Origin of the sequence: Brevibacillus laterosporus, assembly GCA_007833815.1 — a bacterium.
GTDB classification, from domain to species: domain Bacteria; phylum Bacillota; class Bacilli; order Brevibacillales; family Brevibacillaceae; genus Brevibacillus_B; species Brevibacillus_B laterosporus_D.
This window is the reverse complement of record CP033464.1, coordinates 2,206,378-2,230,294: the sequence shown is the minus strand read 5'-3', so window position 1 is coordinate 2,230,294 and position 23,917 is coordinate 2,206,378. Positions and strand designations below refer to the sequence as shown.

Annotated in this window: 22 protein-coding genes; 4 read left to right on the top strand and 18 right to left on the bottom strand. The window is 42.3% G+C overall.

The window, feature by feature from the left end:
* Positions 1–66: 66 nt before the first annotated feature.
* From EEL30_11905 to EEL30_11895, 3 genes are all read right to left on the bottom strand, one after another.
* Positions 67–1,365: a nucleotide sugar dehydrogenase gene (locus EEL30_11905; GenBank protein ID QDX92949.1), complete on the bottom strand. Its 1,299-nt coding sequence runs from the start codon at positions 1,363–1,365 to the stop codon at positions 67–69.
* 294 nt (positions 1,366–1,659) lie between these two features.
* Entirely contained in the window at positions 1,660–2,070 is a 411-nt protein-coding gene (locus tag EEL30_11900; protein ID QDX92948.1) for a DUF350 domain-containing protein, read from the bottom strand.
* An 18-nt stretch (positions 2,071–2,088) separates the two neighbouring features.
* Complete coding sequence (locus EEL30_11895; GenBank protein QDX92947.1) at positions 2,089–4,446, bottom strand: endonuclease MutS2; 2,358 nt, start codon at positions 4,444–4,446, stop codon at positions 2,089–2,091.
* Between the two features lie 203 nt (positions 4,447–4,649).
* Between EEL30_11895 and EEL30_11890 the strand changes: the two genes are divergently transcribed.
* Positions 4,650–5,003, top strand: a complete 354-nt coding sequence (locus EEL30_11890) for a phage holin family protein (protein ID QDX92946.1) — start codon at positions 4,650–4,652, stop codon at positions 5,001–5,003.
* Positions 5,004–5,187: 184 nt separating this feature from the next.
* Here the strand turns inward: EEL30_11890 and zapA are convergent, their stop codons facing one another.
* From zapA to EEL30_11865, 5 genes are all read right to left on the bottom strand, one after another.
* Entirely contained in the window at positions 5,188–5,466 is a 279-nt protein-coding gene (gene zapA / locus EEL30_11885; protein ID QDX92945.1) for a cell division protein ZapA, read from the bottom strand.
* A 96-nt stretch (positions 5,467–5,562) separates the two neighbouring features.
* Positions 5,563–8,004 carry a phenylalanine--tRNA ligase subunit beta gene (locus EEL30_11880; protein QDX92944.1) on the bottom strand — a complete coding sequence of 814 codons (2,442 nt, stop codon included), beginning with the start codon at positions 8,002–8,004 and terminating at the stop codon, positions 5,563–5,565.
* Positions 8,005–8,036: 32 nt separating this feature from the next.
* Complete coding sequence (locus tag EEL30_11875; protein ID QDX95749.1) at positions 8,037–9,071, bottom strand: phenylalanine--tRNA ligase subunit alpha; 1,035 nt, start codon at positions 9,069–9,071, stop codon at positions 8,037–8,039.
* Between the two features lie 441 nt (positions 9,072–9,512).
* Entirely contained in the window at positions 9,513–10,340 is an 828-nt protein-coding gene (locus EEL30_11870) for an RNA methyltransferase (GenBank protein QDX92943.1), read from the bottom strand.
* A 3-nt stretch (positions 10,341–10,343) separates the two neighbouring features.
* Positions 10,344–10,997, bottom strand: coding sequence for a TrkA family potassium uptake protein (locus tag EEL30_11865; GenBank protein ID QDX92942.1), 654 nt, complete (start codon positions 10,995–10,997; stop codon positions 10,344–10,346).
* A gap of 131 nt (positions 10,998–11,128) precedes the next feature.
* Here EEL30_11865 and sspI point away from each other — a divergent pair, with 131 nt between their 5' ends.
* Entirely contained in the window at positions 11,129–11,365 is a 237-nt protein-coding gene (gene sspI, locus EEL30_11860) for a small acid-soluble spore protein SspI (protein QDX92941.1), read from the top strand.
* A 324-nt stretch (positions 11,366–11,689) separates the two neighbouring features.
* On the opposite strand, the gene EEL30_11855 is transcribed toward sspI, so the two are convergent.
* The 6 genes from EEL30_11855 to EEL30_11830 form a co-directional block, all read right to left on the bottom strand.
* The gene (locus EEL30_11855) at positions 11,690–12,772 is read right to left on the bottom strand and encodes a M42 family peptidase (GenBank protein QDX92940.1); all 1,083 of its coding nucleotides are present in this window, start codon (positions 12,770–12,772) and stop codon (positions 11,690–11,692) included.
* A gap of 32 nt (positions 12,773–12,804) precedes the next feature.
* Entirely contained in the window at positions 12,805–13,185 is a 381-nt protein-coding gene (locus EEL30_11850) for a DUF1294 domain-containing protein (GenBank protein ID QDX92939.1), read from the bottom strand.
* Positions 13,182–13,808, bottom strand: a complete 627-nt coding sequence (locus EEL30_11845; protein ID QDX95748.1) for a DedA family protein — start codon at positions 13,806–13,808, stop codon at positions 13,182–13,184. Before EEL30_11845 ends, EEL30_11850 begins: the two co-directional genes overlap by 4 nt.
* Positions 13,809–14,033: 225 nt before the next feature.
* Positions 14,034–15,809: a DUF4080 domain-containing protein gene (locus tag EEL30_11840; GenBank protein QDX92938.1), complete on the bottom strand. Its 1,776-nt coding sequence runs from the start codon at positions 15,807–15,809 to the stop codon at positions 14,034–14,036.
* 34 nt (positions 15,810–15,843) lie between these two features.
* Entirely contained in the window at positions 15,844–16,356 is a 513-nt protein-coding gene (locus tag EEL30_11835; protein QDX92937.1) for a MogA/MoaB family molybdenum cofactor biosynthesis protein, read from the bottom strand.
* A gap of 239 nt (positions 16,357–16,595) precedes the next feature.
* Positions 16,596–17,297 (bottom strand): pirin family protein, encoded by a 702-nt coding sequence (locus EEL30_11830; protein ID QDX92936.1) that lies wholly within the window; start codon positions 17,295–17,297, stop codon positions 16,596–16,598.
* 258 nt (positions 17,298–17,555) lie between these two features.
* Here EEL30_11830 and EEL30_11825 point away from each other — a divergent pair, with 258 nt between their 5' ends.
* Both EEL30_11825 and EEL30_11820 read left to right on the top strand, forming a co-directional pair.
* Positions 17,556–17,927: a hypothetical protein gene (locus tag EEL30_11825; protein QDX92935.1), complete on the top strand. Its 372-nt coding sequence runs from the start codon at positions 17,556–17,558 to the stop codon at positions 17,925–17,927.
* A 274-nt stretch (positions 17,928–18,201) separates the two neighbouring features.
* The gene (locus tag EEL30_11820) at positions 18,202–19,548 is read left to right on the top strand and encodes a Trk family potassium uptake protein (GenBank protein ID QDX92934.1); all 1,347 of its coding nucleotides are present in this window, start codon (positions 18,202–18,204) and stop codon (positions 19,546–19,548) included.
* Between the two features lie 73 nt (positions 19,549–19,621).
* On the opposite strand, the gene EEL30_11815 is transcribed toward EEL30_11820, so the two are convergent.
* The 4 genes from EEL30_11815 to ilvC all read right to left on the bottom strand — a co-directional run bounded on the left by EEL30_11815 (position 19,622) and on the right by ilvC (position 23,866).
* A complete protein-coding gene (locus EEL30_11815; GenBank protein ID QDX92933.1) occupies positions 19,622–19,894 on the bottom strand; it encodes a hypothetical protein in 273 nt (90 codons plus the stop codon).
* 152 nt (positions 19,895–20,046) lie between these two features.
* Positions 20,047–21,144 carry a 3-isopropylmalate dehydrogenase gene (leuB, locus tag EEL30_11810; GenBank protein QDX92932.1) on the bottom strand — a complete coding sequence of 366 codons (1,098 nt, stop codon included), beginning with the start codon at positions 21,142–21,144 and terminating at the stop codon, positions 20,047–20,049.
* Positions 21,145–21,255: 111 nt separating this feature from the next.
* Entirely contained in the window at positions 21,256–22,791 is a 1,536-nt protein-coding gene (locus EEL30_11805; GenBank protein QDX92931.1) for a 2-isopropylmalate synthase, read from the bottom strand.
* 52 nt (positions 22,792–22,843) lie between these two features.
* Entirely contained in the window at positions 22,844–23,866 is a 1,023-nt protein-coding gene (gene ilvC, locus EEL30_11800) for a ketol-acid reductoisomerase (GenBank protein ID QDX92930.1), read from the bottom strand.
* Between the last annotated feature and the right edge of the window lie 51 nt (positions 23,867–23,917).

Sequence of the window (23,917 nt, the reverse complement as noted above, 5' to 3'; positions counted from 1 at the left end):
AGATAAAAAAACGTCCTGCTCCCTTACGTCAATTCTGACCAGAGACAGGACGTTTTCTCCTACATTCTAGATTCGCTTCACTTTCACTTGCTCATCAAGCGTACGCGGAATGCGATTCTTCATATCTAATAACACCGGAGAAGCTGCCATTTTGCCAGTAACTTCTGTCCAATCAAGCTCAGTGAACTCCTGTTGCATCGCAGCTAATACCAAAGCGTCTGCACCTGTTACAGCAGCCTCTAAGCTGTCTTTTTTATGAGCATACGGGGTGTGGACAGCAGGATCGTAGGAGGTAACCTCTACACCTTTAGCTAGCAAAATCTCAATAAAATCGTGCACCGGACTGATGCGATCATCATTGGAGAAATCTTTCATTGCTAGACCAAACACCGCTACCTTACTGTCACTCAAACGTTTCCCTACAGATTGTAGTGTCTGCTCCAACATGTTTACCAACACATTAGGAATACCATCGTTGATCTTGCGTGCAGTAGTCAAGAGTGGCAAGTCCACGTTTAGTTCTTTAGCTTTTGGTGCTAAGTAATAAAGTGCATTTGGCAAACAATAGCCACCTACGCCCGGACCAGGTGTTAGTAAATTTACGCGAGTGTGCGTGTTAGCAACCTTAATTAATTCAAATACATCGATATCTGCCGCTTCCGCAAATCTCGCAAACTCTTGAACCATCGCAATATTTACGTCACGTTGAATGTTCTCAATAACCTTAGAGGCTTCCACTACCCGAATATCTGTAATGGTAATCTCCGTCTCGCTAATAAAGGAAAGCAATTCTTTTCCTTTCGCTGCACTCGCTTCATTAATACCACCTAAGGCAAGTGGCATATGAATAAACTCTTCGAAAGCCCGTCCTTCTGCAATACGCTCAGAGCAATAACTCAGATAGAAATCCTCGCCTGCTGTCATGCCACTCACTTCTTCTAGAAATGGTTTCACGACTTCTTCTGTTGTACCAGGAATTACGGTACTGCGGATCATGACGTGATCGCCTTTTTTGAGCTGACGTCCTAAAGATTGAGCAGCGCTTTTCAAATATTGCAACTCGGGGTCACCATTTTTAACAGGGATACCTACTGTTACGATATAGTGGTCAACCTGTTGCTGTGCTTCTTCATAAGAAGTAGTGGCATGAAAACGTCCTGCCTCCACCTGTTCTTGTAAAATTTCTGGCAATGTCTTGCCTTTATATGCTTCCAGATGATGAGATTTTCCCGCGTTTGTTTCTTTCACAAGTTGTTCAGAAACATCGATTCCGACTACTTTTGCACCTTTCATCGCGTAGGTTAATGCGAGCGGCAAACCTACAAAACCAAGGCCTACAACCGCGACACGAATAGGATGTGTCATAATAATCTCCTCTTTCCTCTGTCTCTCCACGTATATATGCTACGTATGTAGTAACTACGATAGATAGTAAATTCCTAACCCCAGAAAAACAAGGCCGCAAATAAACAATGCTTTGTATAGTTTATCCAAATTGCTGCCCCCCACCACGAGAGATTCTTTCTATCCTTCTCAAAGCCATATTATACCCTGCCTAACGCAAAAAGGACAGCCATTCACAAAATTTGCCGTCCTGATTACGCTTTGATTTATCTTTCTGAATTTCTTACATTTCTCTTTTTACATGTAGGCATCGCACTACACCACCAAACTAGCTCCAATGATGTACGAAAAACCAATGGAAAGAAACATGGAAATCAGCCCGATTGCGCGGTTATCTTGCTCGATTTCATGATCGATCTTGAGACTTGGTGTCATAAATTCAAAGATAAAGTAGGCAAGTAGCATCAATAAAAATCCGTAGCTAGCATGTAGTAAGAATGCTCCTAGCTTCTCATGTTGTTGGATGGAAAACCGGAAGATATTGGCGATCCCAAATATCTTACCGCCTGTTGCCATTGCTACAGCGAGATTTCCCTTTTTTAATTCAACCCAGACCCGATATTTCGTGACCAGTTCAAAGATAGAGATAAACAGAATCATCGCAAGACCTGTCACCGCAAAATAGGTTGCAGTGGCCAGATACGTATTTTGAAATAAGATCGCCATAAAAGGCTCTCCTCCCCGCTATTTCAATTCTACAATGGTAGCACCCACGCCACCCTCACCTTGACCACCTAAGCGAAATGATTTGACGCTACGATGGCGGCGCAAAAATTCATGTACACCTTTGCGCAAAACCCCAGTACCATTACCATGAATAATTGATACCTTGTGAAAACCTGATAATACCGCATCATCCAGATAACGATCTATTTCTTGAATGCTATCCTCTACATTATATCCGCGTAGATCCAGATCTAATTTAATGCTACTGGCTTCTCTTTTTATGGTCGTATACTGCACTGGTTTCTTCGGTTGAACCGATTCTTTCACCACATGCATATCATCTTTTTTGACTTTCATTTTAATAATTCCAAGCTGGACTAAGAATTCAGAGCTTGATACCTTATCCAAGACGGTTCCCTTTTGTCCAAAGCTATCGACCATCACTTCGTCGCCAACCTTAATCTGAGTAGCACGAACGGCTTTAGCTGGTTTTTTCACTTTTTCTTTTTCCAGTTCTAACACAGCATTTCCTAACCGTTGTTTAGCATCAATCAGGCGATGTTCTTTAAAATCAACACCTTCTTTACGCATCTGACGCAATTCGCGAATGATTTCCTCTGCTTCCTCACGGGCTAGCTGCACCGCAATACGTGCCTCTTCTTCCGCTTTTTCAAGCAATCGATTTTTGGTTTCTGCGAATTGACGACGCTCCTCATCTACTTGCTGACGCATTTCTTCCGCTTGTTTACGAATGTTTTCGGCAGCTTCACGCTCTTTTTCTGCTGTTTTTTTGTTGGATTCTAAAGAGGCAATCATTTTTTCTACCTGATTCTCCTCTGTAGACACAGAACGACGAGCCTTATCAATTATTTGCTCGTTTAAGCCAAGACGAGCTGCAATCGCAAATGCATTGGAACGACCAGGAACCCCAACCAACAGCCGATAGGTTGGACGCAGGGTTTGTACATCGAACTCTACACTGGCGTTAATTACTTCCGGTGTATCGTATGCATATGCTTTTAATTCACTATAATGCGTCGTAGCTACTAACCTAGCCCCTTTAGCTAGCACAAAATCCAAAATGGACATCGCAAGCGCTGCACCCTCAGTAGGGTCTGTGCCTGCTCCTAGCTCGTCAAACAGCACAAGACTTTTTTCATCCATTTGATCTAATATACGAATGATGTTAGTCAAATGACTAGAGAATGTAGATAAGCTCTGCTCAATTGATTGCTCATCACCTATATCTGCAAAGATGGAGGAAAATATCGCCATCTCGGTTTCTTCCTGCGCTGGTATATGAAGCCCTGCCATCGTCATTAAGGACAATAAGCCTAACGTTTTAATGGATACGGTCTTACCTCCAGTATTAGGACCAGTGACTACAATACCTGTATACTCTTTGCCTAATTCTACATCGAGTGGTACGACCACCTTTGGATCAATCAGCGGATGGCGTCCTTTTTTAAGCAAAACGTAGCCTTCTTCATTTAATTTCGGGCTTATAGCTTTCATGCTGTATGCCAACTGTGCTTTTGCAAAAATAAAATCAAGTTCGGCCAGCACAGATAAATTCTCCAACAGCATTTCCACATGATCTGCTACTAGTACGGTTAACGTATAAAGAATGCGTTCAACTTCATGCTCTTCTTTTAGTCTCGCCTCGCGTAGCTTGTTATTCATCGACACAATCACTTCTGGCTCAATAAACAGCGTAGCCCCTGAGGCAGATTGATCGTGTACAATACCGCCAAAATGCGAGCGATACTCCTGTTTTACTGGAATAACAAAGCGATCTCCACGTATCGTTACAATGTTTTCCATCAGCATTTTTTGTGTGGATGAAGAACGAGTCATCTGATCAAGCTTTTCACGAATTCGTGCTTCAGAGCTTCTAATCTCCTGCCGAATCTGGCGCAATTCAAGGCTAGCGCTGTCCACCACTTCACCATTGTCATCAATACAGCGTTTTATTTCGGTTTCTAATTCACGTAGCCCCTCAATCCGATCTACCAAGTCCTGCAAAATGGATAACTCATTTTCCTCGGAGATATCGCTAATAAATTGTTTAAGACGACGTCCCGCATGCAAGGTAGTAGCAATATCAAGTAGTTCCATCGGCGCTATAATCGAGTTCAGCCGAGCACGTTGGATCGGACCACGGATATTGCGGATACCGCCCAATGGCACGCTTCCTTTGACACGTAGTATCGTGCTTGCTTCCTCCGTTTGTCTTTGAGCATGACGAACAACATCTATATGGATAAAAGGCTCAAGTGCCTCAGCCAGTTCTCGTCCGAGTTCTGATGTGGTTTTCTCCATCAGCATGGCGATGATTTTATTAAATTCTAGTGTTCGTAAAATCCTTCGCTCCACGAATGCTGCCCCCTTCTTATCTAATCATCATCCTATTATACCATGTAGCATGTTTGAAGCTACAAAAACCATTTCAAGAGGAGTCAATCCCAGTTGGGTAAGTTGCCCATTGAAATAATTACATGCCACCTATTTTACATACTTTATACGGTGATAAGCCAAAATGAAAACGTACACCTACCCTATTAAAGGAGGAATGGTTTATGAGTTTTATGCGTCACGTTATTCGCTTTATCGTTGCCGCAATTGTTCTGATGTTCGTCGGGTTCCTAGTACCGGGCTTTGCCGTTAACGGCTTTTGGACCGCTTTGATTGCTGCGGTTGTTATTGCCCTTATTGGTTGGGGAGTCGAAAGCATTTTTGGTGATAAAACCTCTCCCTATAATCGTGGGATTGTCGGCTTCGTCGTAAGTGCTATCGTCATCTACTTAACTCAATTTTTGGTACCAGGCTTCCGCGTCACTGTGCTAGGCGCCTTGCTCGCTTCCTTGGTCATTGGGATTATCGACTTGTTTATCCCAATTAAAAGCAAGATGGACATGCGCAACGGAGATTAATGAAGCTCGTCTTTGAATCAGTACTAGCAAGGAAAACACATACTCGCATTTTTTAGCTGTGTGGAAAAGACTGCCTATAGGCGGTCTTTTTGCATATTGGTAATCTCAGCTCCTATGGTATACGAAAGGGCTGTTGAGATAGTTTCCCAACAGCCCTGTGACTTCATACGGTCTATGTTGTATGTTAATCGTTTGTAGGCATTTTGCTAGCATCTTCTTGCAACAGTCTGAGCAATTCCTCATACTCCTGCCGCAGACGGAAATACTCATCAGCAATATTTACCGAGCTCAACACAGCAATCTTAGCTGTATCCAAGCGAAAGTTCCCCTGCGCGATTTCTTTCATTTTATCGTCAACGTATCTGGCTACCATGCGCATGTGGCTACTACTAGCCTTTCCGCTCAGGCGATACTGTTGACCATAGATTTCGACTGACAAACGATTTTTCCCATCTTCCTGCACGGAGTCTTCCTCCTTGAAATAGCCCGACTATACGCTCATTACTACTAGGTTACTGAAAATGACTGTATTCGTCAAGGAAATTGGTGGAGGTATTTACTAGGAGCGTAATTCTGCTCCCGCCTTGGTCAATGCCTCAATAACTTTGCCTGTTATCTCTTGCACTTCTTCATCCTGCAAGGTTCTCTCTGGATGGCGATACACAATTGAATAAGCTACGCTCTTTTTGTCAGAGGCGATTCGCTCTCCTGTGTAAATATCAAACAAGGTAACAGACTCAAGTAACTCACCTGACTCTTCACGAATGATTGATTCTAGCTGTGCAACCGGCAAATCACGTTCTACTACTAACGCCAAGTCGCGGGTTACAGCAGGGAATTTCGGCAATGGTTTGTAGTCAGTAAGATCTGCTGCAAAACTGAATAAACATTGTAGATCAAATTGGAAGACATAGGTTTCATCTAAATCATGATCCTTCTCAGCTTGAGGATGAAGCTGTCCTACATACCCGATCAATTCACCTTCCACCATTACATCAGCTGTACGACCAGGATGCATACCTTTACGACCTTTATTTGCAACATACGTTACGTCAAGTGGGTTTACGCCCAAACGGCTAAACAAGGATTCAACCAATCCTTTTACTGTATAAAACTCAACAGGAGCTTTCACACCCATCCAATTCACTGGCATCCATTGGCCTGTCAAAAGACCCCCTAGATACAAACGTTGTTCTGGTTGTTCACTTAATTCTTCCTGTTCGGATAGGAATACATGGCCTAGTTCAAAGAAAGCTAAATCTTGGTTTTGTCTATTCTTGTTATACGTAGCGGTCTCTACAAGGCTTGCTAGCAAGTTCGTGCGTAATACACTATGCTCTTCGCTAATTGGCATAGCTAATGGTACTGGATGCAATTTGCGTTCTTCTTGTAACCCACTGAATTGTGCCAGCTTATCTGGGTGTAACAATGCATAGGAAATCGTCTCAGATAACCCTGCACCGATCAGATGATGACGAGTAATACGGCGCAATTGTTGTTCTTTGGTTAGCTTCCCTTGGATTGATTCTCCACCTGGTAGTGTCACCGGAATAAGATCATAGCCATAGAGGCGCGCCACTTCTTCAATCAGATCCTCGGATAATGTAATGTCGCTACGACGTGTAGGGACCGTCACTGTAAACAACACTCCATCTGCTTGTTCCGATTGGTCAAATGCGAATTGTAAGCGGGTAAAGATATCTACCACTTGTTCCTTTGTGATGCTGGTACCTAGATGCTCATTAATTTTTGTAAGTGAAACTGTAACCACAACAGGTTGATTTACCGTGATCGTTTGTTCTGCTACCCCTTTAGATACCTTTGCATGAGCTAGTTTCTGAATCAGGTGTGCAGCACGGTCGGATGCTGCGCTGACACGTGATTGGTCAACACCCTTCTCCCAACGGGCGCATCCTTCTGTACGCAGATTCAACTTTTTAGACGTACGACGGATAGAAGCTGGTGTGAAGTAAGCAGATTCTAAGATAATCTCCTTTGTATCGATCACAATCTCGGAGTTAGCTCCTCCCATTACGCCAGCAATGGCCAAGCCTTTTTCTTTATCAGCAATTACTAACGCTTCTTGATCAAGAGCACGTTCTTGATCATCTAACGTAGTTAACTTTTCATCTTTATGTGCCAAACGCACGATAATATGTCGATCTGCTACTTCTGTTGCATCAAAGGCATGCAAAGGTTGTCCGTACTCTAATAAGACGTAGTTAGTAATATCTACTACATTGCTGATTGGACGTGTTCCAGCAGCCATCAGACGGTTCTTCATCCATTGTGGTGCGCTTGTAATCACTGCATCGGTAAAATGTCTACCTGCATACTGATAGCAATGCTCCCCAGCTTCAATTTTCACCGAAACAGGATTTGCTTCACCATCTTCAACAACGGATGTATCTGGCAATTTAACTTCACGACCATAAAGCGCCGCTACTTCATAAGCCACCCCTAGCATGCTCAAGCAGTCGGAACGATTCGGAGTCAAACCCAACTCCAAAACGTGATCATTCAATCCCAAATACTCGGTTGCATCCGCACCCAGCTCTGCCTCTTCTGGTAAAACTAGAATACCTTCTTGTTGATCCTTGGGAAGCAATTTATCGTTTAAACCCAGCTCTTTTGCTGAGCAGATCATCCCTTGAGATTCTACACCGCGTAGCTTTGATTTTTTGATTTTAAAGTTCTCAGGTAGCACAGCACCGATCATCGCTACTGGAACCTTTTGTCCCTGTGCCACGTTTTGAGCACCACAGACGATTTGCAACAGCTCCTCTTGACCTACATCCACTTTCAACACGCTCAGACGGTCTGCATCTGGATGTTTTTCACGTTCCTGTACATAACCGATAACAACACCTGTTACGCCTTTATTTAATGATTCTACACCCTCTACTTCGATTCCACTGCGAGTCATTTTTTCCGCTAAATCCTGTGGTGTTATATCCGTTAGATCAACATATTCTTTTAACCATTGGTATGATACTTTCATTGCTTACATAATCCCCTTTCTTTCCGAACCGACTAGGAGCGGTTAAATTGACGTAGGAAACGAACATCATTTGTATAGAAATTTCGAATATCTTCAATACCATACTTCAGCATTGCAATGCGCTCTACTCCCATACCAAATGCAAAGCCGCTTACTTCTTGTGGATTGTAACCAGCCATTTCAAGAACGCGTGGATGAACCATTCCGGCACCCAAAATTTCGATCCAACCCGTTTGTTTGCAAATCCGGCAACCTTCTCCGTGACAGATTACGCACTGAATATCCACCTCAACGCTTGGCTCTGTGAATGGGAAGAAACTAGGACGAAGACGAATTTGTTGGTCTTCCCCAAACATTTGCTTGGCAAACGTCAACAAGGTTCCTTTCAAATCACTCATGCTGATGCCTTTCCCAACAACAAGACCTTCAATTTGAGTAAATTGGTGGGAGTGTGTCGCATCATCATCATCGCGGCGATACACTTTGCCAGGGCAAATAATCTTAACTGGCGTCTTTCCTTCTTTCTTTAACATGGTACGAGCCTGTACAGGCGAAGTATGCGTACGCAACAACAATTCCTCTGTAATATAGAAAGAGTCCTGCATATCACGCGCTGGATGTCCTTTCGGCAAGTTGAGCATCTCAAAGTTGTAGTGATCCAACTCTACTTCAGGTCCCTCTGCTACTTCATAGCCTAGTCCGATAAAGATATCTTCCAATTCTTCAATAATACGGGACAAGGGATGCATCGTTCCTGTCGGTACAGGACGACCTGGCAGTGTCACATCAATGCTTTGCTTACTTAGTTTCGCTTCTAGCACTTGTGCTTCAAATTCTTGCTGTTTGGAAACGATGGCTTCTTCAATCACTTGACGCACATCATTCACCAACTGGCCTACTTTTGGGCGCTCTTCAGCAGACAATCCACCCATCCCACGCAGAATCTCGGTTAATTCACCTTTTTTACCTAGGTATTTAACACGAAGGTCCTGAAGTTCCTGCCCTTCGCCTACTTGCTTCAATAGAGCAAGTGCATTTTCTTTTAACTGTTGTAAACGCGTTTGCACAACAATCTCTCCTTTGTTTACAAATAAAAATACAACAAAAAAACTCCCTCCCAAAAACAGGGACGAAGTTTAATTTCCGCGGTACCACCCTGGTTAGACATCTCAATATGCCTCACCTTCGCATCCGTAACGTGGATGAACCGGGGCCTCCTACTTGTGCATACGATTGGCACTTTAGATCATAGCCAGTTAATCGCAAGCATATGATCAAAGTATTTCAATCTTGAGTTCAGAGGTCTGCTCATGAGGGAATTCCATAGAGATCACGTAAAAGTGCTTCCAGTCGCTTCATTTGCGGCACCTTTTCCCTGAAGACGTCATCCATTCTATGTACTAGTCTCAATCCTAGCATTTATGACAATTATTTTAGAATTTGCGATTAATTATACCTCACAAGTGGGGTAACTTGCAAAAGAAAACGGGATTATTTACAAAAAACTCTTAACCGCAATCACAATCCTCTTTACGCTGACGTACAGCTTCATACAGCATGATGCCTGAAGCAACAGCTGCATTTAGCGATTCTGTTCGGCCATAGATAGGAATGTGAATCAGTTCGTCTGCTTGTGTTAGCAATGAATCTGACACGCCACGTGCCTCATTACCAATCACAATGGCAACTTTCCCACTATATACTGGTTCGTCATATTCACGACTTTTTTTGCCGAGAGCCGTCACTAGCAAACGTCCACCTGCCATTTTTATTTGCTCTGCTACCGCTGTTACATCACAGGTAAATACAGGCATACGGAAGAATGAACCCATGGTGGAACGCAATACCTTACCATTATAAAGGTCGACACTACCTCGTCCCATCAAAACAGCATCGACACCTGCCGCCTCAGCAGTACGCATAATCGTGCCTACGTTACCAGGGTCTTGTAATTCATCTAGGATGAGTACGAGAAAGTCGTATTTTTGCAAACACTCCCATTCGCTAGCCCAATCATTAGAACGCATTGTCACTTCTGCCACGATTCCTTGCGGCGTTTTCGTTTCTGATAATTTACTTAAAACGGTATCCGTTGTGGACAAGCATTTGACTGGGTACGGGAATGCTTCGAGTGCTCGGTTTACTGTAGCTGGCAAACCTTTTTCCTCGTCATACAAAAGCGTTACTACTTCCATCTTAGACAACAGAGCTTCTTCAACCAGATGCTCCCCTTCTATTAGGAATCGCCCTGCTGTTTCTCGCCCCTTTTTGGTTTGCAATTCCTTCAAGCGCTTCACTAGAGGATTTTGCAAGGACTGTATATGTTCTACTTTCATATTTTATGCCTTCTCCTCAAATTCTTTCAGATCCATATTATGACCAATCACAACCAATACATCATCATGTTGCAAGACAATGTCTGGTCCTGGCGAAATGTTAAACGATTGATTACTCTTAATAGCAATAACGTTAACCCCATATTTAGCACGAACATCAATATCACGTAACGATTGTCCAACCATCGAATGAGATACTACGACCTCAGCCACACTATAATCCTCGGCAAGCTCGATAAAATCTAGTACATTGGCTGAAATTAAATTATGGGCAACTCGTATCCCCATATCACGTTCTGGGAAAACCACTCGGTCAGCTCCCACTTTATAGAGAACTTGCCCATGACGCTCATTTTGTGCTTTGGCTACAATTTTTTTTACGCCCATTTCCTTAAGGATCAGAACGGTTAAAATGCTGGCCTGAATATCAGCACCAATGGATACAACTACAACGTCAAAGTTACGGATACCAATCTCACGTAGAGCCATCTCATCAGTAGAATCAGCAGCAACCGAATGTGTCACATTCTGGATATTTTCATTAATTCGCTCTTCATCTTCATCGATTCCCATTACTTCATAACCCATTTCATATAAAGCATGGGCAACACTCGAACCAAAGCGTCCCATTCCAATAACGGCAAATTGTTTTGACATGATACGACCTCCCATTTGTCCTTCTAGATTATAACATAGCGCTCGAACAGTACAAAAGGAATGTAAATGTACCGTTCAACGAATACTAACCGTGATCATTTTTATTTTTAATGGAAAAGGAGTGTGACACAATGAACATCAATGCATTAAATCTACGTCAAGCAATTATGTATAAAATGCAAGGCTCTAGCCCCGCATCTGTCGAAGAAACGATCAATGATGCTATCCAAAGTCGTATGGAAAAAACGCTACCTGGACTTGGTGTATTATTTGAGGTGCTTTGGCAAAACAGCCCTACAGACCTGCAACAACAAATGGTCTCTACCATTTCTGAGCACATTCCAGCTGAAACGGCCTCTCCTGTGTAAACAGAAAACAACTTCTTACTTTGTTTTCGTACTTCTTTTTTATCAAAAGACAATGGGAACTTGCAAGTTTAGTTACCCGTTGTCTTTTTTTACAGATAAAAAAATTCCCCCCACACTACATTGATAAGCTTACAAAGGATACACCACTGCTTTGAATCGATACCCCTCACACTGAAACAAATCAATGTAGGAACTTTTATTTATGAATTAGCCAAAAGGTTTTGTGAAGCTAACTAGAGTCCCGCTAACCTATAGTCAATGATGGAGTAGCATTAACAAAACAAGGCGAACTCTGGTCTAAACCAAAGTCCGCCTTGTTACTTATTATTCAAAAGAGGTCAATTCTGCTACCTTTTCTTTGTCCAAGCGCTTAACCAATGCAAGTAATAATTTTACTAAGTTCTCGTAATCATCATAATGAAGCACAGATGCATGGCTATGAATATAACGAGTTGCTACAGAGAGTGCGATGGACGGTACACCGTTACCAGTTAGAGTAAACGCTGCCGCGTCTGTAGCTCCACCCGGAATTGAGGTTAATTGATACGGTATGTTTTCCCTTTCAGCTGTCTCAATAACAAAATCCCGCAGTTTTTGCGGAGCAATCATACGTGCGTCGTATAGACCGATTTCTACACCTGCGCCTGCTTTGGATGGGGCATCATTTTTGTTAACACCAGGCGTATCACCAGCGATACCCACATCTACTGCGATACCGATATCAGGTTTTACTACATTAGCCACAGTGAAAGCCCCACGAGTCCCTACTTCTTCCATTACAGTTCCTGCCGCATACAACGTATTTGGGTGCTCAACGCCTTGAAGACCCTTCATTAAATCAATGGCAGCGGCACATCCCATACGGTTATCCCATGCTTTCGCCATCAACATTTTTGGATTTTTTAACACAGTAAATGGACACACCGGAATAATCGGATCACCCAAACGAACTCCGAACTCCTCTGCTTCTTTTTTACTGGAAGCTCCAATATCAATAAACATATCTTTGATCTCAACCATTTTACGGCGTTGTTCCATCGGCATAACATGCGGTGGAGTAGAACCGATTACTCCATCTAGGAAACCTTCCTTGGTCTGAATATGTACCCGCTGTGCCAGCATAACCTGTGGCCACCATCCGCCCAACGGTTGAAATTTCAGAAAACCTTCATCTGTAATACGCGTCACCATAAAACCAACTTCGTCCAAGTGTCCAGCAATCAACACTTTTGGCCCATTAGCATCGCCTGTTTTTTTAGCAATCAAGCTACCTAGATTATCATAAGTAAGTTCATCTGCATACGGTTCTATGTATGATTTCATAACCTGACGGACTTCTTGTTCAAAACCCGGTACACCATGAGCCTCTGTTAGATCGCGTAGCATTTGTTCTGTTTTTTGTTCCATATTGTTCATTCCCTTCTGTGTCGCGTGTTGTATCATACGAAATATGGTAACACATAGTACCACAGGACATAAAAAAACCCGCCATTCCATAATAAACAAAGTGGTACCAGAACACAAAATGACAGATGCTTGGTTTTATGACGCCATAGCAACATCCCTAGGCCCACTCCAACAGCACCTCCAAGCGCAGCTAACAAAAAAAACGTGGCTTCGGGTATTCTCCAAGTGTTATGTTTGCGAGCAAGACGTTTATCCCAGCCCATTGCACACAACGCATAGAGATTAATACCCCCAATAGCCACTGAAATAAGCAGAAGATGATGTAATAAACCTCCAGTTACCAGCATAATCCAGCCTACTAGAAGAATAATATTTCTCTGCCGTTTATGAGCTACTAACTTTCGTGGGATCACTTCTGATCCCCCTCTCGTGCCTTTTTCGCACGTTTTTTTATGCAACAATAGCGGAAAATGATCACACATATAATCAGAGCGATCACCACTCCCAATGTTATAAATCCGTAATGACGGCTCACAGCAATGATATGGTCCGCATGATTACCAAAGAAGTAGCCGAGAAAATAGAACGCCAACGCCCAAACCAGACCAGTGGTGTAGGAATATAACGCATATTTACGAAAAGTCATGCCTCCGATTGCTACAACATATGGCACTAAATGACGTACCACTGGTAGCAAATAGCTGATAAACAGTGAAAACGTACCGTATTTTTGAATGAGTGCAGTCGAACGATCGATATAAGGTCCTAATTTCTTTTTCTTAGCTAACCGAGTCAGCATAGGTGGACCAACCCAACGACCTAAAAAGAAACCAATTGATAGACCTGAAACAACTCCGAAATAGCCGGCAAGAAAGGCATAATACGGATTCAAGTAACCAAGGGCAGCAACTAATCCACCTGTCGCTACTACGAGTTCATCAGGAACAGGCAGACCCACAATGCCCAGCCATAAGAGAAAGAAGATGGCCAGATAGCCATATTGTTCAATAAATTGAAGTAACACATCCACACTCATGTCCAAAGAAGCTCCCCTTTTGTCTTGTCTGAGATCCAAACATCTTTGTCGTTGGTATTACGATTTACTAATCATTTTCGTTACATTCCCGACATAATTCGCAGGAAAAAATTTAGGCTGTGGAGATTTTATGTGTAAGAACCTACTTTGGGCATGGTGTAAAAAAACAGTGTGGATTGTACATAGGCCGCTTTATACTGTCGTCTGTTTACTTTTCGCTATCCTTTAGGCAACTGTTTGTGGTACAGGGACACAGGTGAAAGCATTTGATTCCCCTTCTACAAACGGATAATACATCACCAAAGCAAAATTACCTTCAAGCATTTCACCCGTTTTTATATAGTGTTCCACATTAAATGAGACATGCGCTACCGTAGTATGTTTGGCATACTCTTTTTCCGTTTCTGCATGTAAAGCAAAATCTGCTCGTAAGTCAGCACGTCTATTCGCTACATCCTGATAAATCGCTTGTAATTCCGTCTTGTTGACCATATCTTCCCACCAAATTTTTCGTGGGCGATATTTCTGATGTAATAAGTAATCAAATTTTAACATACTTAAAGAATGGTTTGTTTTATTAGGAAGTTTATATTCAAGAAAACGTTGGAGTCGAATAAATAAATCTTCTAACTGATGTCCAAAACGCCCCCAGCCCTGCTCTTCCCAATAATCCCCAAACTCTTGGAAGAAATCAAATGGCGTTTCGAAATGCTGAGCCAAAATCCATTCAAATGCATCATCCATTCGATGAGCATTCCAATATTTTTCCAGGATATCCTCCGTACGCTTGATTCGTTGCATATCATCAAATGAAAGTACGTTATTTCCAAGGATTTCGTATGGCGACTGATCCATATAAATGTATCCATGTTCCGCAGCACGTGCCCTTACACCTGTACCTCGCAACATTTTCAAAAAGCCTAATTGCAACTCTTCCGGACGCAAAGCAAATACCTCGTTAAACGTCTTGCGGAAGGATGCATAATCTTCCTCCGGTAATCCTGCGATTAAGTCTAAGTGCTGATCAATTTTACCAGATTCTTTGATTTTCAGCACGGTATAACTTAATTTTTCAAAGTTTTGTCGGCGTTGTACGAGACGATTCGTTTCGTCATTTGTCGATTGAACCCCAATTTCAAAGCGGAAAATACCTGGTGGTGCATTCTCTGCCAAAAAATCAACAACATCAGGCTTTAAGATATCAGCCGTTATCTCAAATTGAAAAATAGTTCCATTATGGTTATCAATTAAAAATTGAAAGATTTCCATTGCATACTGCTTATTAATATTAAATGTCCGATCAACAAATTTAACTGTTTTAACGCCATGATCAATCAAACGCTTCAAATCACGTTTCACTCGATCTAATTCAAAATAACGAACCCCATTCTCGATAGATGACAAACAGTACTGACAACGAAATGGACAGCCACGAGACGCTTCAAAATAAACGACGCGATTGTTCAGTTCATCTAAATCCTCTTCAAATGGAGATGGCAAGTGGTTCAAATCTTTGGTTTGCACCCGTTGCATGGAAAAACGGACACGTTCTCCATCCCGATAAGCAATACCAGGTACTTCTTTTAATAGAGGGGCTTCACCTGTTTGTTTTGCACGCTCATATGCTTGGCATAACTCTAGGAATGTTTCTTCACCTTCGCCCATTACAATCACATCAATAGCGGGGTATTTGTTCATCCACTCATCTGTATCGTAGGAAACCTCAGGTCCTCCTAAAATAATCGGCACATTTGGACAAAGTTTTTTTACATTATTAATTACGTCCAGTGTCTCGCGAATATTCCAGATATAACAGGAAAAGGCGATGATATCAGGCTGACGTTTATGAATATCTCCAACAATATTAATCAGCACATCATTAATCGTATATTCCACTAATTCGATATTTGGAAAATGAGGCTTTGTATAGCTACGCAAATACCTCAAGGCCAATGAAGAATGAATAAATTTGGCGTTAAGTGTTGCAAGTAAGATTTTCATTATGTATGGTTCACTCCTTTTTCTACGCCCTTCATTATACTGTTCTGCGCAATTCTCTGACAACATGTCCTAGCTCTGGCAGAATTAATTTGATCATTGCTAGTTTAACCGCTCCTGTAGAACCTGGTGTGGAAAAGATTGCGGTTCCTTTATATGTACCAGCTATCGCTCTAGATAATATGGATGCGGAACCAATATCCTCCGTATAACTTAGCATACGAAAAATCTCGCCAAATCCCGGCATCTCCTTATCTAGCAACCCTTTTACAGATTCATATGTATGATCGCGAGGAGCAATGCCCGTCCCTCCGTTAAGCAAAACCACATCTACACCCTCATGTTGTACACCTTGTTCAATCACAGCTTGAATTTGCGTTGGTTCGTCCTTAACAATATGGTAGAGAAGAGTATTATGCCCCGCCTCTTCTAAAAGTGTTTTCATCAGTTTTCCGCTTTTATCCGTCTCTTCGTCTCTTGTATCGGATACAGTGACAACCATTACCCCCACGCTTTTAGGTGCGGTCGCTTTATGTTCGGTTGTGCTCATCGTTTATTCCTCCTCAGTACCGCTTTTTGCGAAAATACAAATCCCATTGTACTCGATCATAAAATAGTTTACAGGTACAGGCAACGAAAAAACTAGATTGTAATTCCTAGCATACCCTTCTTTTTTCACGCGCAAAAGCCCAAGACTTCTGTGGGTATTTTCATTACCACAAAGTCCGGGCTAAAAGGAAGACTAATTTAACTAGTTATCTCTTACATCATTTATAAACAAAATGACACTTACGGCAAATCAATCAGCATAAAGTAGCTGTCTTGTCCTGCTACAAGCTCTACTTTATCCAAATCCGTAATTCGAGCTGAGTCGCGGCATTCTAATACTTGTCCATTAACTTGTAATTGCCCCTCCATGATGAACAAGAACGTCCGTCTGCTCGTATGTTGAGAGAAGGAGATGCTCTTACCCGCTTCTAAACGAGACAAATAAATGGTCATATCTTGATGCACATGTGCGACATGATGTTCCTGTGAATTAGCTGATACGACAGGTAATAAAGCATTAATCATCGCTTTCTGATCGTACGCAAACTGTTCATAAGATGGCGTCAAACCATACTGCTCCGGTTCAAACCATAATTGAAGTAGCTTAGCTTCTTCTGTAGTGGAGCCATTATACTCGGAGTGCATAATACCAGTACCAGCAGACATGCGTTGAATCTCACCTGGTTTCAGGTCCTCTTCATTACCCGTACTGTCCTTGTGGCGCAATACACCCTCCAGCATAATGGTAACAATCTCCATCTCTTTATGAGGATGGGTTCCAAAACCATATCCAGCTTGAATGGTATCATCATTTAATACTCGCATAGGGCCAAAATTCATATTTTCAGGATCATAATATTCCGCAAAGGAAAAACTAAATTGGGATTTCAACCAGCCGTGATTAGCTTGGAAACGAGACGCTGACGGAAAAATTTTTATCATAGTAGCTCACCTCATGGCTTTATTCTTGTAGGTATCTTTAGCATTTATTCCTGACTTCATCATAACAAAGTAACTAACTTTTGTAAAGTAACTAATTTTTTTATAAAAAAATCTATGCTACCTTTTTGAAACTTCTGTCACGGACTTTCGTATACAGAAGAAATCGAAGCTGCACGTCGATTGTTTTTTCATGCACAAACAGCATTTCTCATTCATATAGATCAAGGATATATAGAGAAAGGAGGCATCCGTTTCCTCATGTCTTTATTACTAAAAATTCTATTACCGATTGGTTGCTTCTTTCTTTGTTGGTACTTTATGAGCCGTTTGTTTCACCCCTTACGTGCATTTCGACAATCTAGACGAAAAGGTACATTTTATATGCTAGACACACCTGGTAACATCCGACAAAACCTGCTTGTAACCTATAAAAAAGCGGTGTATGAAGGAGAAAAATATTCTGAACCTGGTAAGCCTGCCAATGTAAATTGGATTATCATGACCCTAACCAAACCTACTACAGAAGATCTCTTGTCAGTAGACTATGATCTGATGGAAAGCCGTTTACATGAACATTACCCACAAGCTCAAATACAATGGCCTCCCTGCGCTAAAAGACACTCTCTTTAGGCCTTGGTTGGGCCTTTTTTTGTATATTTTTAATATTTTTCGAGTAAATAATCTCTTTTTCATCGTTTTATTTAGTTACCATTTCTCCTTGTTTCACTCCCCTTTTTTGGCGTTAATTTCGGTATTTTTTCTTATTGATGAACGGTACATTTTCTGCTACGCTTGTGAGCAGTTTCCACTCCAAACCACAGAAAGCCTGACTTTCCGGTAATACTATATGTTAACGTTGTGTATTTCCTCGAAAGGTGATGTCAGGTAAAAGGAAGAGGTTGCGATGTTAGAAAAATTAATTAAAAAATTTCACCTAAGCCCTCCCAAGGTACTGGTATTAGGATTTGCGCTTATCATTGTAATTGGTGCCATCTTATTAACCCTTCCCATCGCAACGAACGACGGCCAAGGTCTATCGTGGATCAATGCCTTTTTTACCTCTACGTCTGCCACCTGCGTAACAGGACTAGTTGTAACGGATACTGGGACAACATTTACGATGTTTGGGCAACTGGTGATTTTAGCACTGATTCAAGTAGGTGGTTTGGGCTTCATGACCCTTGCCACATTTTTCGCCCTACTTATGGGAAAAAGAATTTCTTTAAAACAACGTCTATTATTGCAAGAATCACTAAATCAAATTTCCATCGAAGGGGTAGTCAGGCTTGCCAAGATGCTTCTTATCTTTACAGGGCTGATTGAATTGACTGGAGGAATTTTGCTGACGCTTCGCTTTGCCTTTGATATGCCTTTTGCCAAAGCTTTGTACTACGGCATGTTTCACTCCATCTCCAACTTTAACAATGCCGGATTCGATCTCATGGGGGAATTCAGTAGCTTAACCAAGTATGTAGGTGATCCCATCGTCAATTTGACGGTCTGTGCGCTGATTATTCTAGGCGGGATTGGATTTATTGTTATGGCGGAAGTGTACGAATATCGCAATACAAAACGTTTATCTTTACATACAAAAGTAGTTATAACTACCACAGCCATCTTGATTGTGTTAGGCACTCTATTTATTTTTATTCTAGAGTTCACCAATGCTAAGACCCTTCAACCACTATCACCCGCTGGTAAGTTTTTTGGGGCGCTGTATCAATCTGTTACGTCTAGAACGGCTGGTTCCAACACGATAAGCATTGGCGACATGCGTCAGTCCAGTCTGTTCTTTATCATTGTATTAATGTTCATCGGAGCGTCACCAGGTTCCACAGGTGGTGGTATTAAGACAACTACGTTTGCTACACTGTTAGGAGCTGTTTGGGCACAGATTAAAGGCAGGGAAGACGTTATTTTCTATCGCCAACGAATTCTGCCCCACATGATTTACAAATCGCTAACCGTAACGATGATTGCTTTGTTTATCGTAATTGTAGTTAGTATGATATTAACTATTACTGAGCCGGGCAAAGATTTTTTAATGATTCTCTTTGAAACCGTATCCGCCTTTGCAACGGTTGGATTATCCATGGGATTGACCCCTGATTTATCTGACTTCGGGAAAATCATCATCTCCTTGACCATGTTTGCTGGACGGGTAGGCCCATTGACCATCGCCTTTGCACTAGCCCAACGAAATCGGAAGGAGTACTTCCGCTATCCAAAGGGAAAAATTATGATTGGATAATATAGAGAAACATAAGAAAAGACCACTAAGGATAAAATATTCTTTAGTGGTCTTTATAAAAAAACAGCTATTTTTACCTTCTTTTCCTTCTCGTAACAAATGTTACTACTCCAGCAAGGAAGATACATGCAACAATCGGTAGGATATAACCCGTAAACAGAGAGCTTTCCCCATAGATCGTCACCGAGCTTGACATTGTTCCTGCCTGTTCATACGCTTTTTCTATGTTTGGTGTATACGCTTGAGTTTTCAAGATACCAAAGATGGTATTCACTATTATGTAGCTAACGAAAAAAAGTAGAAAACTGGCGCCAAAAATGATCGTTTGTACCTTTCTAGATCTCATGATACGCCCCTTCATTTTCATATTTTTATAATTATTCAAATATATCACAATTCATCGTATTCGTACACTTTCGCAAGCAAAAAAATCCTACCAATGATTACTTTTTAAATCATTGGTAGGATTTTTAATTGACTTATAAAATTAGTTACCTACTAATTAGAGATAACTGCCTTTTTCAATTCAGCTACAACCAACTGACCCATTTCCACAGTACCAAATGCCTCTGCTTTATTGTCAGTCAGATCACCTGTGCGATGACCTGCTTCTAGTACCGCCCATACCGCTTGCTCGACACGATCCGCTGCTTCATCCAGATTAAGTGAATACCGCAACATCATCGCTACAGATAAAATCGTAGCCAGCGGATTGGCAATACCTTTGCCTGCTATATCTGGTGCTGAACCATGTACTGGCTCATACAACCCGAAGCTACCTGAAGCAAGGCTGGCGGAAGCCAACATCCCGATGGAACCAGTCAACATGGCAGCCTCGTCACTTAAAATATCACCAAACATATTCTCGGTCACAATCACATCAAATTGCTTTGGTGCTCGTACTAGCTGCATGGCGCAAGAGTCAACCAACATGTGCGATAACTCCACATCAGGGTACTCCGTTGCAACCTGATCAGCAACTTTCCGCCACAGACGTGAGCTTTCCAACACGTTAGCCTTATCCACCGATACTAGCCTCTTTTGCCGTTTACGAGCGATGTCAAAAGCAGTACGCATAATGCGCTCCACTTCTTCCTCTCGGTACACTAACAGATCTTCTGCTGTATCCTGACCATCTTCTCCGATATAACGCTTCTTCTCACCGAAGTAGATTCCGCCTGTCAGTTCACGCACAACCACTAAATCTACCCCTGCGACCACTTCTGGCTTTAAAGAAGATGCTTCTACAAGGCTTTCATGCATAGTCGCAGGACGCAGATTAGCAAACAGACCTAATGCTTTACGAATCCCCAACAAGCCTGTTTCCGGTCGTAAATGACCCGGATTTTGATCCCATTTTGGTCCACCGACTGCACCAAGTAGCACAGCATCCGCTTCTTTACATAGGAGTACAGTCTCCTCTGGCAAAGGAGTACCCTCTTCATCAATAGCGCAACCGCCGATTTTACCATAAGTAAATTGGAATGAATGGCCTGTTTGTTCAGCCACCACCTCTAATACTTTCACTGCTTCTGCAACAATTTCAGCTCCAATGCCATCCCCTGGAAGAACGGCTACTTTAAAGGTTTTTGTCATGTCTCGATCTCTCTCTTTCGCTTCTCAACTAACTGGTACGTCCGGTCTCATGTAGCTTCTCTATGTTTCACTCTATCCGTATCGTTGGACTTTTGGTCTGCAAACTGGTCATTATACAGGCTGCGCGTCCAGTACTTCTCCACGTGTTTGAATTAACTTGTTGATCGCTCGTACATAGGCGATTGCACTTGCTTCCATAACGTCGGTGCTTAGTCCTCGTCCTTGAGAAATCTCGTCCCCCTGTTGCAAACGAACATATACTTCTCCTAGAGCATCTTTTCCGTGCGTAACCGAGATAATCTTATAATCGATTAATGTAACCTCTTCACCGATAGCTCGATCGATAGCTTTGTAAATAGAATCGACCGAACCATTGCCACAAGCGGCTTCTTCACGTACTTCACCATCAGCACGAAAAATGCGTACACTAGCTGTAGGAGTGCTTTGATTGCCATATGCTAGTTGAATGGAATCAAGCTGATACATCTCTTCGCTATCGGTCATTTTTGCATCGATCAGCGCTAGGATATCGTCGTCACTTACTTCTTTCTTCTTATCACATAGCACTTTGAAAGCTTGGAAAGCCGTATCAATTCGATCTGCTTCCAAATGATAGCCAAGCTCTGCCAGCTTATCCTTAAAGGCATGTCGACCCGAATGTTTGCCTAGTACCAATAGATTAGACTTGTAGCCCACTGTTTCTGGGCGGATAATTTCGTAGGTTTCGGTATGTTTTAATACGCCATCTTGATGTATGCCTGATTCATGTGCATACGCGTTAGCACCTACGATTGCCTTGTTCCCAGGTACAATCATTCCTGTTAGACGGCTGACTAATTGGCTAGTACGTGCAATCTCTTTCAACTGCCATTTGGTTTGAACTTGATAGAAGCTTTTACGTGTTTCCAGTGCCATCACTACTTCTTCCAGAGACGTATTACCTGCTCGTTCACCGATTCCATTGATGGTACCTTCCACTTGAGTTACTCCTGCTTCAATCGCCGCCAAGCTGTTGGCAACCGCCATTCCCAAATCGTCATGACAGTGACAGCTTAGTTTAATACTCGCTGTTTCAGGGACACGAACAATCATTTCGCGAAAAATGTTGCCGTATTCCTGCGGTGTCATATAGCCAACTGTGTCAGGCAGGTTAATGACGTTGGCCCCAGCCTCAATAGCAGCCCTCACTACTTCTGCCAAATAAGGAATCTCCGTACGACCTGCATCTTCAGCGGAGAACTGTACGTTGGAGATGTACTTTTTCGCATGTTTTATCGCTGCCACCGCTCGCTCGATCACTTGTTCTTTCGACATGTTTAATTTATGCTCGCGGTGAATCGGAGACGTGGCTAGAAATACGTGTATACATGGATTTTGGGCATCACGCAACGCCTCATAAGCTTTATCGATATCCCCTGTCACAGCTCTGGCTAGACTGACTACCGTTGCATTTTTTACTCGCTTAGCCACTTCTGCAACGGACCGAAGATCACCGGGGGAGGCAGCGGCAAAGCCAGCCTCCATTCGTGAAACACCCAAACGTTCGAGTTGGAGCGCGATCTCCACCTTTTCATTCATGCTCAAATTCACTCCTGGAGATTGTTCTCCATCGCGCAATGTGGTATCAAAAATCTCGATAGTACGCATTACACTTCCTCCTCCCAGCTCTCTTGTTATTTTATAGATCAATAAAAGATTCCTACGCTTTTACTGACTCTTGCTCTTCTTTCTTTTCTTTTTGAATCCACGCCATCATATTGCGTAGTTTTTCACCCACTTGCTCGATACCATGCTCGCTTTCCAGACGACGACGAGCATTAAAGCCTGGGCGGTTCGCTTGATTTTCCAAAATCCAATTGCGTGCAAATGTGCCATCTTGGATTTCAGCAAGCACTTTTTTCATCTCTTGACGTGTCTCATCTGTTACGATGCGACGCCCTATGCTGTAGTCACCATACTCAGCTGTATCACTGATGGAGTACCGCATACGTGCTAGACCACCTTCGTACATCAAATCAACGATCAGCTTCAGTTCGTGCAAACACTCAAAGTAGGCGATTTCTGGTTGATATCCTGCATCTACCAGCGTATCAAATCCTGCTTTTACCAGCTCAGAAACACCGCCACACAACACAGCCTGCTCACCGAATAAATCCGTTTCTGTTTCTTCACGGAATGTGGTTTCAATAACACCTGCTTTGGTGCTACCAATTCCGCTTGCATAAGCAAGAGCTGTTTCTAATGCTTTACCACTATGATCTTGGTGAATGGCTACCAAGCTAGGTACACCGAAACCTTCTACATATACACGACGAACGAGGTGACCTGGACTCTTTGGAGCTACCATGATTACATCTACATTGTCAGGGGCTACGATTTGACCAAAATGAATGTTGAAACCATGTGAGAAGGAAAGAGTTGCTCCGGCTTTTAGATTTGGTTCAATCTCTTGTTTGTACACATTACCTTGATGTTCATCTGGAAGTAGGATTTGAATAACATCTGCTTGACTTGTAGCATCTGCTACTGGGTATACCTCAAAACCATCTTTTTCAGCTTGGCTCCAAGATTTGCCTGGACGCAGACCAATAATTACTCGATATCCACTGTCGCGTAGGTTTTGGGCTTGAGCATGACCTTGACTTCCATATCCAACGATTGCAATTGTCTTTCCGTATAGAGCTGCCTGATTAGCGTCTTGTTCGTAATAAATTTTCATCATGTTTAAATTCCTCCTAGTTTTTTCTCCATTTTTGTTTTTATATTTTAAAAA